Annotated in this window: 11 protein-coding genes; 6 read left to right on the forward strand and 5 right to left on the reverse strand. The window is 64.9% G+C overall.

The genetic code is table 11. The features are described from left to right. Window positions 1-117: 117 nt before the first annotated feature. Together JI59_RS20340 and JI59_RS20345 are read left to right on the forward strand one after the other, a co-directional pair. Window positions 118-714, forward strand: coding sequence for a (2Fe-2S)-binding protein (locus JI59_RS20340; RefSeq protein ID WP_007014495.1), 597 nt, complete (start codon window positions 118-120; stop codon window positions 712-714). After that, complete coding sequence (locus tag JI59_RS20345) at window positions 714-2993, forward strand: xanthine dehydrogenase family protein molybdopterin-binding subunit (protein WP_007014494.1); 2280 nt, start codon at window positions 714-716, stop codon at window positions 2991-2993. The genes JI59_RS20340 and JI59_RS20345 overlap by 1 nt, the downstream gene beginning before the upstream one ends. 76 nt (window positions 2994-3069) lie before the next feature. On the opposite strand, the gene JI59_RS20350 is transcribed toward JI59_RS20345, so the two are convergent. The 5 genes from JI59_RS20350 to JI59_RS20370 all read right to left on the reverse strand — a co-directional run bounded on the left by JI59_RS20350 (window position 3070) and on the right by JI59_RS20370 (window position 11038). Next, a complete protein-coding gene (locus tag JI59_RS20350; protein ID WP_007014493.1) occupies window positions 3070-6285 on the reverse strand; it encodes an autotransporter outer membrane beta-barrel domain-containing protein in 3216 nt (1071 codons plus the stop codon). A 69-nt stretch (window positions 6286-6354) separates the two neighbouring features. After that, complete coding sequence (locus tag JI59_RS20355; protein WP_007014492.1) at window positions 6355-8703, reverse strand: TonB-dependent receptor; 2349 nt, start codon at window positions 8701-8703, stop codon at window positions 6355-6357. A gap of 2 nt (window positions 8704-8705) precedes the next feature. Then, on the reverse strand, window positions 8706-9653 hold the full coding sequence (locus tag JI59_RS20360; RefSeq protein WP_007014491.1) for a FecR family protein: 948 nt from the start codon (window positions 9651-9653) through the stop codon (window positions 8706-8708). A 38-nt stretch (window positions 9654-9691) separates the two neighbouring features. After that, the gene (locus JI59_RS20365; RefSeq protein WP_007014490.1) at window positions 9692-10219 is read right to left on the reverse strand and encodes an RNA polymerase sigma factor; all 528 of its coding nucleotides are present in this window, start codon (window positions 10217-10219) and stop codon (window positions 9692-9694) included. Between the two features lie 162 nt (window positions 10220-10381). Then, window positions 10382-11038, reverse strand: a complete 657-nt coding sequence (locus tag JI59_RS20370; protein ID WP_007014489.1) for a methyltransferase domain-containing protein — start codon at window positions 11036-11038, stop codon at window positions 10382-10384. Between the two features lie 252 nt (window positions 11039-11290). Here JI59_RS20370 and JI59_RS20375 point away from each other — a divergent pair, with 252 nt between their 5' ends. The 4 genes from JI59_RS20375 to JI59_RS20390 are packed head-to-tail and all read left to right on the forward strand — an operon-like array spanning window position 11291 to window position 14245. Next, complete coding sequence (locus JI59_RS20375; RefSeq protein ID WP_238532603.1) at window positions 11291-11725, forward strand: DUF2147 domain-containing protein; 435 nt, start codon at window positions 11291-11293, stop codon at window positions 11723-11725. Next, window positions 11722-11952, forward strand: coding sequence for an acyl carrier protein (locus JI59_RS20380; RefSeq protein ID WP_007014487.1), 231 nt, complete (start codon window positions 11722-11724; stop codon window positions 11950-11952). The genes JI59_RS20375 and JI59_RS20380 overlap by 4 nt, the downstream gene beginning before the upstream one ends. Continuing rightward, window positions 11949-13154, forward strand: a complete 1206-nt coding sequence (locus JI59_RS20385) for a beta-ketoacyl-[acyl-carrier-protein] synthase family protein (protein WP_007014486.1) — start codon at window positions 11949-11951, stop codon at window positions 13152-13154. The genes JI59_RS20380 and JI59_RS20385 overlap by 4 nt, the downstream gene beginning before the upstream one ends. Continuing rightward, window positions 13151-14245 (forward strand): type III polyketide synthase, encoded by a 1095-nt coding sequence (locus JI59_RS20390; protein ID WP_007014485.1) that lies wholly within the window; start codon window positions 13151-13153, stop codon window positions 14243-14245. Before JI59_RS20385 ends, JI59_RS20390 begins: the two co-directional genes overlap by 4 nt. Window position 14246 lies beyond the last annotated feature (1 nt).

Below are 14246 nucleotides of genomic sequence, written 5' to 3' on the forward strand. Positions count from 1 at the left end.
TCAACACGTGACAAGGGCGCAATGATCCACCATGTTCCCGCTTCAGGTCAGTGCCTTGCGGGCCGGGTCGGTTTCGGCGCGCAGGGCTTAGCAGACACTTCGCATAGAGAGAGCGCCATGAAACTTCGAATCAACGACAAGGAGATGGAGGTCGATGCCGAGGGTGACACCCCGCTGCTCTGGGTGCTGCGCGACGACCTTGGAATGACCGGAACGAAGTACGGCTGCGGTCTCGCCCAGTGCGGGGCCTGCTCGGTCCTTGTCGATGGCGTCGTCACTCGTTCTTGCGTCACTCCGCTGGATGCCGTTGCCTCGAGCGCCATCACCACCATCGAGGCGATCGAGGAAACGGATCTCGGCAAGCGGGTGGTCGATGCATGGATACGCCACCAGGTGCCGCAGTGCGGCTATTGCCAATCGGGCCAGGTCATGGCGGCGACATCGCTGCTCAGTGAAACCGCCAAGCCCAGCGACGACGATATCCGCGCGGCGATGATCAACTTGTGCCGCTGCGGCACTTACAACGCGATCAAGGCCGCGATGAAGGACCTCGCCGGGACGTCCGAGCACGCGGATGGCGGCGAAGGCATGGATATCGGGACCGGCGCGATGGTTGCGGGCGGCGTGGCTGTGGCAGCGGCGGCGGTTGGCGGCACGCTGGCAGTTCGCTCCAGCGGTCGAAACAATAAAACCGGCGGCGAAGGGGACGCGTGATGGGCATGACGATCGATGCACCCGGGGCCGGAAACGATGGCCTCCAGCAGTTAGCCGATGGCGAACCCTCCAACATCTCGCGCAGACGCTTCCTGCTCGCTTCGGCCGGCGCCAGCGCGGGGGCGTTGGTCCTCGGTTTCGGAATCCCGCTGGGCAAGGCGCGGGCTCAGGAGGGCGGTCCCTCCATGCCGGATGCCGCGGCGCATCCGAAAGTGCCTGCCTTCCTCGAGATTCGCCCCGACAATACCGTGCGCCTGCAATGTCCGTTCATCGAAGGTGGGCAGGGCGTCTTCACGGCCATGGCCCAGATTGTCGCCGAAGAGCTCGACATCGATCCCTCCGCCTTCACGGTTGCAGGCGCACCGGCGGACAGCGCCTACAAGATCGTGCCGATGTTTGGCCGCGTTACCGGTGGCAGCATGTCGGTGCGTTCCAGTTACGAGACGATGCGCAGGATAGGCGCTTCGGCGCGGCTCATGCTGATGCAGGCGGCATCGCAGCGGCTCGAGGTTCCCTTCGCCTCGCTCACGACGGAGCCGGGCCAGGTGATCCATAAAGCCTCCGGTCGTTCCCTGAGCTACGGCGAAGTCGCATCGGGCGCGCTCGACATGCCCGTCCCGCCGCAAGACGGCATCAGACTGCGCGATCCCAAGACCTTCCGCTGGATCGGCAAGCCGGTGGCCCGGCTCGACATGCGCGACAAGTCTACGGGCAAGGTGCAGTTCACGATCGACATGGCGGTCGAGGACATGCTGCACGCGGCCATACAGCACGCTCCGCGCCTCGGTCTTCAGGTGGGATCGATCCGCAACGAGGGCGAGGTCAAGGCGATGCGCGGGGTCGATTCGATCCACCGCCTCGACGGCGCGGTCGCTGTCGTCGCCAAGCGCTGGTGGCATGCCCGGCAGGCGGTAGAGGCGCTGCAGGTCGATTGGGCGGAGCCCGGCGACAAGTCCGGCATCCGTTACATGCCGGCCGATTTCGACAGCGAGGCCTTCTCCCGGCAACTGGGCGCCAACACCGAAGCTGGCAACGAGGCCGAGGCCCGGGGCGATTTCGCCAAGGGCTTCAACGACGCCGCGACCAGGGTGGAAGCCACTTATTACAGCCAGTACCTTCATCATGCCCAGCTCGAGCCGCCTTCCAGCCTGGCGCGTTTCAACCCCGATGGCACGCTTGATTTATGGGTGCCCAATCAGGGGCCCGAGATGTTTCAGGCTGATGCCGCCAAGGTCGCCGGCCTGGCGCCGGAGAAGGTCAGGATCCACTCGCAGATGCTGGGCGGGTTCTTCGGACGCCATTTCCTTTACGGTCCGGGTTGCTGCTATCCTCAGGCGATCAAACTGGCGAAAGCCGTTGGCAAGCCGGTGAAGGTCATCTGGAGCCGCGAGGAAGAGTTCCTGCGTGATCCGCTTCGCCCGATGGCGGCGGTCCGCTTTCGTGGCGGGCTTGACAGCAACGGCATGCCCATCGCCATCGAGGCGATCACCGTGTGCGAGGGGGCGAGCGAAGGCATCGCCAATACGCGGGCCAAGGGCGTGGATGGGACGGCGGTCGAAGGACTGACCGCCAAGTCTTATGCCATTCCCAACTCGCGCATCGCCCAGGCCCACGTCAAGAATCCGGTTACGCTCGGCTTCTGGCGCTCTGTCGGCAACTCGATGAACGACTTCTTCTATGAGACGTTCCTTGACGAACTCGCCGACAAGGGCGGGCACGACCCCTTCGAGATGCGCATGCGATTGCTTGAAGGCAACAAGCGCCTGACCACGCTGCTCAAGGCGGTTGAAGCACTCTCGGGAGGCTGGAAGCGCGGCCCGTTCGATGCAGCGGACGGCACCCGCCGTGCGCGCGGCGTGGCGATGGCCTCGCCGTTCGGATCGCAGACCGCAGCTATCGCCGAAGTCTCGATCAAGGACGGGCAGGTCGTGGTCCACGACCTGTGGGAGGCGATCGATCCGGGCAGCATCGTCAATCCCGCGATTGTCGAGGCGCAGGTGAACTCGGCCATTGCCCTGGGTCTCTCGCAGGTGCTGGTGGAGGAAGCAGTCTACAAGGAAGGGGTGCCCACCGCGCGCAACTACGATCTCTATCCAATCCTGCCGCCCGACCGCATGCCGCGCGTCCACGTCAAGATCGTCGAGAGCGGCGAACCCATGGGCGGGGTCGGCGAACCCCCGCTTCCGGCAGTACCGCCTGCGGTCGCCAATGCCGTATCGGCGCTGACGGGAAAGCGCGTACGCAGCATGCCGCTTTCCCGAGTCAAGTTCGATACCTGACCCGACCGGAGATGCAAGAAAGGGGGCGCCGATGCGCCCCCTTCGTTTTTCTGGTCCAGCCCTCGGTCGGCCCCCGTTACCAGGCCACCTTCACGCTGCCGCGCAGGGCAAGATTGACGTGGTCGTGACGGTCCTCGGCGGACAGCTCGCCGCCAAGGACGAAGCCGGCCGACCCGCCGAAAGTACGCAGGCGGGCGAACCAGCCTCCGGTCGCCTTCTCGCCGCCGAGCGAAAAGGGCGTCCCGTCCTCGAAATGGGCCGTCGTCGTGCCGAGGCCGCCGCTCAGGATCTCGCGCCAGCCACCTTCGGTTTCGATGCGGAACCAGTTCTCGTCACGCGCGCTCATGCCCATCAGATCGGCGCCCAGTGTCACGCCGCCATTGAGGCCGAGCTCGTCGCTCTTGCGCGAGCCAACCGTCATGTCGAGCGCTTCCCCGCCGCCGGTTTCGGTGTAGCCGCCTTCCTTGAGGCGGACATAGTCGACGGTGACGGCCGGGCGGAAGTAGAGGAAACGACTGCCGCCTTCGGCCGAAGCGCCCGCCGCGAAGGTGGCGAAGTTGCCGTTCCAGTCACCCTCGATCTTGCGTTTCACGTCTTCCTCGCCTGCCATGCCCACGAAGTTGCGCGTGCTGTCAAAGTCAGCGTGGCCGTAGGACGCGCGGGAGAAGCCGGTGAAGGCACCCCAGTTACCGCGCCAGTGAGCCGCCAGCTCATAGGACCCTGATTTCACTTCGCTTGCAGCGCCATTGGTGTGCCGGTTCCACAAGTAGGCCGCCGTCGCGCCAAAGCGGCCGATGCCGGTTTCATACTCACCGGTAAGCGACCACGCGTAACCATTCAGGTCGTAGGCCGCGCTGGAGCCGGTGTCCTTGTCGCTGCCCCAGAAGGCCAGGTTCACCGTCACGCTGATCGGGCCGCTGGCGACGAGCGGGCCCTGCGGGTCCATCAGTTGTCGCCCGATCGTGCGCGCGCCCAGGCTGATGCCCTCGAAAGAGCCGCCGGCATGATCGGGAAGCATCATGCCGACTGTCTGGCGGAACTGATCACCGTCGGTGATGCCAAGGAAGACGTCCGCGACGTCCCGGTCCTTGCCGAGCGCCACGAAGACCGCATCGTAGGCCGATGCCTGCGAACGGTTCAGGCCAAGCTCCTCCTTCGACCGCCGGGCGACGTCGACGACAATCGTGTTTGCTGCCGCGTCCTCGTCGAGAGCGGCCTTGAACATGAAGGGAACGAGGTCGGTGGCTGTCTCAAGCCCGTCGAGCCCCTCAATGGCGCCCGCGGTGAGCACCTGGTAGCTGCCTTCCGCAGTAGAGACGTCGGCAAGGCGGATGGAAAGCGTGGCGCCTTCTTCGAAAGAGGCCGTGCCCGCAACAGTGTAGGCGCTGCCCGATCCGGCTTCCTTGTTGAGCGTAACTGCCAGTATGCCGTCCTTGCTCACATCGAGCGAACCGATCTGCGCAGGCGTGCGCACATCGAGCATGCCCCCCTCGACATCGATGGCCAGGTTGGCCGCATTGGCAAGGCTGCCAGAGAAGCGCGCGGTACCTGCCAGCGTGAGTGCGTCTGCGCCGCCGCCGAAATCGACCTTGCCCGAGAACGTCGAGCTTCCCGCCAGGGTCATCGTATCGGTCCCGCTACCGAAGGCGACATCGCCTGTCTGCGCCGCGTCGCCCGAAAGCGCCAACGCATTGTTGCCAATCCCGAAAGTGACGTTGCCGGTAAGCGAACCGTCGGCGAGTTCGAGGCGGTCGCTTCCGCTTCCAAGCCTGACATCGCCCAAGATTGAAGGGGCATCGTAGCCCGATGCGACCTGTGTCTGTTTCACCGTCACGCCGTTCGTCGCAGCGGAAAGGTCGATGGCGATATTGCGGCCGGAATCCGCCTTGGCGCCGCTGGCAACTATGCTGCCGCTGTTCTCGATCAGTTCGACGGTGCCGCTCTTGTCGACAATGGCGCTGGCCGAGCCTTTCTCGCCCGACGCTGTCGCCTCGATCGTGCCGCTGTTGCGGATGGCGGAAATCTCGGCGCCCGCGGCAATGTGGATGGCGCTCGTCTGCGCATCGTCGGCATTGCCGCCGGTCGCTGCGACGCTGCCCGACACACGCAGCTCAGGCGTCGACGTTCCCGCGCCGATGTTCAGAGCCGTCGCGTTCGCGCCGTTCGACACCGCTGCGACGGAGCCGGCGATGCCGATACCGTTGGCGATCGTGACTGCGCCGCCGCGCCCGCCGATAGCAAGACCGGTTGCATCGATGCCGGCATAAAGACCGCGAGCTTCGACGCTGCCGTCGATCTGCAGGCCGTACTGGCTGGCCGTGCCTGCGACCGGCCCGATTGCGACGTCGCGGTCGGCAGCGCCGATGACCATCGCCGGTGCCTTGCCGTAGGAAACGACCTTGGCGGAACCTTCCTTGGCATCCTCGATCCCGTCGCCATCCTCATCGGCATTGTCGGGATCGTTATCCTTGGGCGCTACGGCCAGGACGATGCCGCCCGATACGTCGCCTTCGATCACCAGCGCCGATCCGCCTTGTAGCAGATCGTCTGCGTCCAGCTTGGAGGCGTCCGAAGGCACGGTGGTATAGCGATAGCCGGTTGCAAGGATCGTGCCCTGCACGACCATCGCCCCGTCGACATCGCCCGTGAAGTGCGCACCGACCGCATCCTTGCCCTGCACCGAAACGCTTCCAGCAAGACGGACATTGCCGTCGATATCGCCTGCCGCGATGCCGACGACGCGGTCGCCCAGCACAGTGATCTGCCCATCCTGCACGAAATCGCCGGTCAGCGGTCCGCCAAGCGCGATGCCTGCCGAATCGTTTCCTTCGATCACGATCTTGCCGCTGTTGACGATCTTGCCACTGTGGGCGCCAAGGGTTCGGATGCCGTAGCGGTTGGAGCCAAGCGCGAATGGACCGTCAAGGTCGCCGTCCTTGTCGTCGTCGGCCGGTTCATAAGGCTCGTCGATGGTGATGGTACCAGTGTTGACGATCTCGCCGCTGGTGCCGGATTCGGCAACGATGCCGACCGCCCCGTTCGCATTGCTGACGCTCAGGGCGCCGGCGTTGGTGACCTTGTGGTCGCTGTCCATGGTCACCGCGGTACCGGCGGTCAGGACGACCGAGCCGTCCTTGGTGATGTTGATGGCGTCGGCCGCGCCGTTCTTGATCGTGGAGGTACGCAGCGGCGCTGTTTTCTTGGTGGTGACGTCCTCGGCATGGGCAGCCGTGGTCTGGGCCGCCGTTGCAAGAGCAAGCAGTGCAGTGGAGGCAAGCAGGTAGCGCGACATCTCAATCCCTTCAGGTCGGTTTCGCCCCTTGAGACGGAGACCTGTGCGGCCAGCCTTGAAGAAAATTTTCTAGAAGCGGGTATCGATGCCCACGCGCAGGGTTCGCGGCCGCAGCGGCGTCACCTGTTCGCGCCCGACACTGAAGGGCGTTCCAAGCGAAAAGCGGTTGCCGCGGGAATTGGCGATGTTCGTCAGCCCGACAGTCAATCCGAGCCTGTCCGTTCCAAGCCGCAAGTTTGCACCGCTGTCGAGATAGTCGCCCTGCGGTGCGCCCAGTTCAGGCCCGACCCCAAGACGCGAGCGGCCGACATAGCTGGCCCAGCCATTGCCGGTAAGCCTGAGGCCTCCTCCGACCTCGCGCTCCCACGTCACGCCGACGCGTCCGGCGACATGAGCGATATTGGGCACTTGCATCGTACGCGCGACAAGGAACAGGGGCGGCGTGTCGACCTGGCTGCGGTTCCACGTGACGCCGGCTTCCACGCGCAGGCCCGGCGCAATCGCCGCGCCGCCCGAAGCGCTGACCGACCAGACGCGGCCGTCGCCGATGTTGGCGGTGCTGGGCAGGCCGGAACCGTCGATGAAATCGGCCTGGATATCCTGCCAGCGCGTATAGGACAGGCTGAGCGCGAAATCGAAGGGGCCTGTGCCCGCACGCCCGTGCCGGGCTCCGATCTCGAAAGTCTCCGTGCGGTCGTTGCGGAACCGGCGGACGAACTCGCTCTCGATCGCAAAGCCGCCCGGACGGAAGCCTTGCTGATAGCGCATGTAAAGCGCCGTTTCCGGGGCAATCTCGGCATGGAGCGCGAGCGAGGGCAGGAACGTCTCGAGGGAGCGCTCGGCCGTAACCTGGGCGAGCGCCATGGCGAGCTCGCGCGAGACGTCCTCGCCCGAACCGCCAAGGCGCGAATAGGTGAAGCGCCCGCCAGCCGTAGCCACCAGACTTTCCATGATCCGCAGGCTTGCCTCGCCGTATAGCGTCGCCTCATCGATGGTGTTTCGCACGCCGGTCGTTGAGCTGCGCAATTCCTCGCTCTCGAAGCGACGCTTGAGGACCGTGGTGTTGTGAGTGAAGCTGGTACCCAGAAGCCAACTGATTCCATACCTTTCGGGCATCCAGACCCGGGTCTCGTTGGCAATCATCCGCGTGCGGTTCGTCTGTTCGAACAGGCGCGGCGCCCCTTCGGGCAGACTTGCGTCATAACGCTCCTGCAGATGCTGACGCACCAGACCGGTGGTTGAGCGCAAGTGGAGGGCGCCGATGCGTCCGGAGACCACGAACTGTCCCATGGCGTAGTCGGCATCGGAACCCTCCGCGACGCGCGAGGAGCTCTCCAGCGGGGCCCCGTGGCGATCGGCATACTGACTGTCCGCGGCCTCGGTCGCCTGGCCAAGTGCAATGACATCGACCGACCAGGAGGGCGAGATTTCGAAGCGCGCACTTACGCGGCCGCCGAGAATATCGGTGCGGTTGACGTCGTCGCGGCCCAGGGCTGGCTTGTCGATATAGCCACCCTGGCGCACGGCATCGAACGTCGCGCGCAGGGCGGCACTATCGCCGGAGAGGGGCAGATTGATCGTCGCGCTGGCATCGCCGCCAAAGTCGCCGCTTTGCGTCAGTGAACCGCCGAGCGTGCCGTAAAGCCTGGTGGCGCCCATGACCGGTGCATTGGGGACGATACGGATGATGCCGCCCAGAGAACCGGCGCCGTAAAGCGTGCCCTGCGGTCCTTCGAGGACTTCCACGCGGGCCATGTCCGACAGGCGCAAGTCGGGATCTGGCGCATTATAGGCAAGCCGCAGGTCCCCGAGGTACTGGCCCACAGTCGCCTGCGTCGGGCCGGTGAAGCTGGAATCGGCGATGCCCCGGATGAACAGCTTGTTGCGCCCGCTGCCCAGGTGCGTGGAGGTGACGGTCGCAAGGCGCTGCGTGATCTTCTCGGTTCCGCCGATCCCGCCGGTCTCCAGTGCTTCACCATCGAGAATGGAGACCTGGCCCGGCACCTGATCGAAGCGCAAGTCGCGCTTGGAGGCGATGACCACGATCGGCTCGGGCGGCGCAGTCCGATCTGGCCCGGCGACCTGGGAGGTGGCGTGCGGCGGAGGCGTCGACCTGCCAGCCTGCCTTGGCGCGGCATCAAGCCGCCATGCCGAGGGCGCGACTTCGACTGCGCGTGCCCCTGCGGCCCTGGCCAGACGCCGGACCGCTTCTCCTGCCTGCATGCGCCCACGCAAGGAGGGGATCGGCCTGCGGGCGATGTCCGGATCGGCAATAACAATGCTGGTTCCGGTCTGCCGGGCCAGTTCGCTGACTGCATCGCCCAGCTTTCCGGCGCGCGTCGAGACCATGGCCTCACGCGCCAGCGCGGGTGCGGGCAGGGCCAGTGCGGCCGCCAGAAGCCAGGTCGCAGCCTTCACGTTCAGCGTTCGCCGATGATCCAGCGATCGCCTTCGCGGCGCACATCGAGGCCGAGCAGGGCGCCCAGCGCGCGTGGATCCTTTCGGATCGGGGCGAGGCGCAGGGAACCGGAAACGCTGACGAGCGAAGCTCCGGGGGCGGCGTCGAAGGCAATGCCCGTGCTGCTTGTCAGATCTGCTGCGACCTGCCCAAGCGATGCATCGCTGAATGTCAGGCGCCCTTCGCGCCATTCGCCAACCCGGTCAGGCGCGATCGCCTCCAGCGTAATGCGCCCGTCCTGACCATTCCTGCGCAGGATCTGTCCGGGAGAGACGCGCTGGTTCTGGTCGTCAGGATTGAACTGCACCGCGCCTTCCGAAACGGCAACACTCATCTCCTCGCCGCGGTGGCGCACGTCGAACACGGTGCCGACGTCGACCAGTGTGTCCTCTCCCACTTTCAGACGGAACGGGTGCGCATCGTCATGGCGGATGGTGAAAAGCGCCTGCCCTTTCTCAAGGCGGGCATAGCGCGGATCGTCGCGGTCCAGCTCGATGGCGGTATCGCCGCCGAGGTCGATCCGGGTTCCGGGATCGAGCGCAACCGTCCGGATCGCGCCCGGGGCCACGTCGATCCGGTAAAGATCCCGGGAATTTGCCTGCCAGAGCGTGAAAGCGCCGACCAATGCGAGCGACGCCGCAATCGCGCCGCCAAGCCAGCGGCGCCGGGAACTGCGCAGCGAAGCCTCTTCGCTTTGCACGGCTCCAAGGTCATCGTCATTGGCAGGGCCTGCACCGGCAACGAGATCTGCAGCATCGGCCACGGCGGCGGCCACTGCATCGTAGGCCTGGCCATGGGCGGGATCCGCCTCCAGCCAGCTGGTGAAGGCTTCCCATTCCTCGAACTGCGGGTCTCCGGCGCGCAGCGCCCAATCGAGGGCCTGTTGCCGGATCGTCTCGTCAATCGCCATTGCGCCCTCCTTCTGTCCGCAAGACGGAGACGACGGGCTCAAGCCTCATCGCGGGTTTCCTTCCATTCGCTGATCGCTCGATAGGCGCCGCGCAGGTCGCTCTCCACCGTGCTGAGGCTGACGCCCAGTTCCAGGGCGATCTCCTTCTGTGCAGTGCCATCGATGCGGTGCTTGCGAAAGACCGTAACCGCGCGCGGGCCCAGCCCTTCAAGCATGTGCAGGATCATCCCGGCCTCCTGCGCGGCGGCGACCCGCCGCTCGGGAGACGGTTCGGACGCCGCGGCGCCGTCGCCGGCAGCATGGACATCGCTCCAGTCGCGATCGCGCTTCTCGGCCTGCCTGCGCGACCGATAGCGATCGATCATCAGCAGGTCGGCCGTGCGGTAGAGATAGGAAAGGGGCGAAGCGACCGGGCCGGGGCGGCTCGTCGTGATCTTCACCCAGACTTCCTGAACGATATCCTCAGCCGCGTCACCTGCGCCGCGCGCGCGCAGAAATTTCAGCAGCTTGTCCCTGTTTTCGAGGAAAGCCGATTCAAGACCCGAACGGAGCGGTTGCGAAGTCACATAGAGCCAGAATGATTCTCGTTCTTGCGAGCCAGATAGACTGCCTGTTCCCCAAGGAAAAGGGCCGGCCGGATCATTCTGTCGGCAGGCCAGGGCAAGGCCCGCTGTGCAAAGGTTTGTCGCAGGAGAAGCCCTGGGCCGGGCGGGGTGCAAGAGCTTCGGTTACATGCGGCATTCCACCGAAAGACGGAAAGGGAAGCGTCTCACGATGTCGATGCGCTCCGCTGCGATCCCGGCGTCCGACAGGATTTCCAGCCAGTCCTTCTTGCGAAAGGAGCGGGCAATCGAGAGTTGGCCGTCCTCGCGCACGATACGATGGACGCCCATGGCCCGGGCGAGCCACGGGAAGCCGTAATAGGCGAACCGGTGCCGATGCAGGTCATTGATCAGCCAACCGCAGCGCGCGCGGCTGTTCATGTGATGCAGAAAGGCCGTCAACTGCGCCTCGCTCATGTGGTGGGTGACCTGGCTGGAGACGATGTAGTCGAAGCTCTCGGGCTGGTCGGCATAGTCGCCGGTCCGAAAATCGATATCGAGGTCGGCAGGTGTTGCGCTGCGGGCGATCGCCTCGCTTCCGGGATTGATGTCGACGCCGACCAGTCTCGCCTCGATCCCTTGCTTTTGTGCCCATCGGGCAATCGCCCGCAGCAGGTCGCCGTGCCCGAAACCGACGTCGAGCAGCGTGAAGGATGCGGCGTCCTTCGTTGCCTTGCGCAGAAAGGCCAGCGCAGGGTGGGCGGTAAAAGTCCAGCGATTGACCCGCGCGAGATCGCGCAGGACCCGGGCATAAGTCTCGCTATCGAGATCGGCCGCATCCATTTGCTCCTCCTCACGGGAGCGCACTGCAAGCGAGGCCATCTTCCTGTTCCCTTTCCCGGCTGTTTGCCGGGCCTTCCAGGCCATTTGGAACAAATCGCCGTTCCTGCGCTTTTCACGATGAAATGCATGGACTGTCCAGTCCCAAGGCGTGATAGTCGCGCTATTGCAAGCAAGCGCGAAGGGTCTGAGAACCTTGCCGATACATTGCCTTGAGCCACGGTATCTTCGTAAATGGACAACCCGTTGCCTTCATTGAAATTCGCACCATTCGTCGTTTTCGTGGGCCTTGCCGGACTAGCGAATTCGGCCAGTGCGGCAGCTTCACGCTCTGTCTTCGGGCGTTGGTTGACCGACGACGGCGCCGGCATCGTCGAGGTGAAGCGCTGCGGACAGACCCTGTGCGGCACTTTGGAGCGCGTACTTGATCCCAAGGCACCCCCCCGCGACATCAATAACCCCAACACCGCACTCAGGAACCGGCCACTGGTCGGTGTGAAGATCCTGTCCGGGATGCACCCCGATGGGGACCGCTGGAAAGGCGGGCAAGCCTACGATCCGAAGGCGGGCCGCAGCTACCGCGCCTCGGTTGCGCTTGGTGAAAGGGGGCGCCTGGATGTAACCGGGTGCATCCTGTTCCTTTGCCAGACCAAGCACTGGACGCGCGTTGCCGAGGAGAGCGGCCGTTGACGAATGAAGACATCATGACCCTGATAGCGCAGGAAACCGGCATTGCGCCTGAGAAGCTGCACCCAGAGGCCACGCTCACCACACTCGACATTTCCTCTATCGATCTGGTGAGCGTGCTTTTCGAAATAGAAGATCGCTACGGCGTCGAAATCCAGCCCGAAGACATTCCCCCTGATTCCACACTCCAGCAATTGATCGACCGCATCGCTGCAAGCGCCAAGGCATGAGGCACCGGGTCGTCATCACCGGCATGGGCTGCATTAGCGGTCTTGGCAAAGGGCTGGAGGCGAACTGGGCGGCGCTGCGGGCAGGAGCCAGCTCGATCCGGCCTATCGCGCGAGAGGGGATGGAAGGCATTGCCTCGTGGATTGCAGAGGATGGCGAGAGTCCGCGCTGCACAGCAGCGGAACTGCGGCCACTGGGCAAGCTCGATCCGATTTCCCGCCACGCAATCGAAGCCGCCAGCGAGGCCGTCGATCAGTCCGGCCTCGCAGACCATCCGGTACTGCGCGATCGCACGGCGATCCTGATCGGATGCGGCAGCGGCGGCAATGCAACCATCGATGCGGCGTACCAACGCCTTTTCGGCCAGGGCCAGGCCAAGGTTCATCCCCAGACAATCCCGGCCTCGATGATCGCGGCGCCGGCCGCCCACATCGCCATGCTGTACAAGGTTCACGGCCCTGCGTTCACCCTGTCGAGCGCCTGCGCCTCTTCCGCCCATGCGCTTGGCGAGGCCATGCACATGATCCGTAGCGGACGGGTCGAGGTGGCGATTGCCGGAGGAGCCGAGGCGTGCCTATCACAAGGATCGTGGACGGCCTGGCGCTCTCTGGGAGTGCTTGCCCCGGATGCCTGCCGCCCCTTTTCCCTTGAACGAAAAGGCATGGTGCTGGGCGAGGGGGCCGCAGTACTGGTGCTGGAAAGCGAGGAGCACGCGCTGTCGCGCGGGGCGACGATCATTGCCGAACTGGCAGGCTATGGCGCTTCCAGCGATGCCGCGCATATGACGGCGCCCGATGTCGAAGGGATTGCGGCGGCCATCCGTGCCGCTCATGCCGATGCCGGCGCAGGAGTCGAAGCGCCTTCGCTGATATCCGCGCACGGCACCGGCACCCAGCTCAACGACCCGGCCGAAGCCGCGGCCATGCGCAGTGTCTACGGCAAAGGCATCGACCGCCATAGCGTCATCGCGACGAAATCCGCCCATGGACACATGATCGGCGCAGCGGGCGCCATGGAGTTCCTCCTGGGGATCAGGTGCCTCGTCGAAGGCCTGGCTCCGCCCGTTCTCAATCACCTGGGCACGCCTGCCGACTGTGCGCTGCCGCTGGTCCTGTCGCAGCAGTCCATCGACCATGAGGTCCTGGTGTCGAACAGCTTTGCCTTCGGCGGCCTCAATGCCGTCCTGATAGGACGCAAGCCATGAACGCGGTAACGGCCCACATCAATCGCATCGGGACGGCCAATCCGCCCCACGGCGTCCACGATGCCTTCCTGCGCTTCGCCTCTGCGAGCCTGGCCGACGAAAAGACGCGAAAACTGTTTGGCCGCATGGTCGAGCGATCCGGCATCGAGCAGCGCTTTTCGTTCCTCGAACCCGTGACGCTGCTGGACGGGACGGTCACCGATCGGGACGATTTTTATGGCACCGGCGAATGGCCGGGTACTGCAAGGCGCATGGAGCGCTACGCCAGCGACGCGCCGGGGCTGGCCCTCGAGGCGATCCGCGCGCTCGATCCGGACATCGCCGCTCAAGGGATAACTCACCTGATCGTTGCGTCCTGCACCGGCTTCATGGCTCCCGGACTCGATCAGGTCGTGATCGAGAGGGCGGGCCTGGACCCGCGCACCGAGCGTACCGTCGTAGGCTTCATGGGCTGCTATGCCGCGGTCAATTCTTTGCGACTTGCCCATCATATCGTTCGCTCCACGCCGCAGGCGCGGGTCCTCGTCATCACGCTGGAGCTTTGTACGCTCCATTTCCAGCGCACGGTCGATCTTGGCAAACTGCTTTCGATGCTGCTGTTCGGTGATGGAGCGGCGGCGGCACTTGTGACGGCGGAAGCGCAGGGGATTGCCCTCAGGGATTTTCGTGCAGCAACCATCAGCGGCACTGCCGATGCGATCACCTGGGACATCGGCGATCAGGGCTTCGACATGCACCTTGGCGGCGAAGTCCCCGCCCGCATCACCGAGGCACTGCGCCGGGAACGCGACATGACCGATGGATTGCTGCGCGGTCAGATGCCGGCCGAATTCTCTCTCTGGGCGGTTCACGCAGGCGGGCGCACGATATTGGACGCGGTCGAACAAGGCCTTTGCCTGCCTGAAGGCACTCTGGAGCCATCGCGTGCGGTTTTGCGTGAATTCGGCAACATGTCTTCGGCGACGTTGATGTTCATTCTTGCGCGCATGCTGGCGCAACGGGGACAGGGGCAGGCACCGCAACCTGGCATTGCGATGGCTTTCGGTCCGGGCATGGCGGCCGAAGGTTTCCGTTTCACGCTGCTGGGCTGAG

The organism is Novosphingobium pentaromativorans US6-1, from assembly GCF_000767465.1.
GTDB lineage: Bacteria > Pseudomonadota > Alphaproteobacteria > Sphingomonadales > Sphingomonadaceae > Novosphingobium > Novosphingobium pentaromativorans.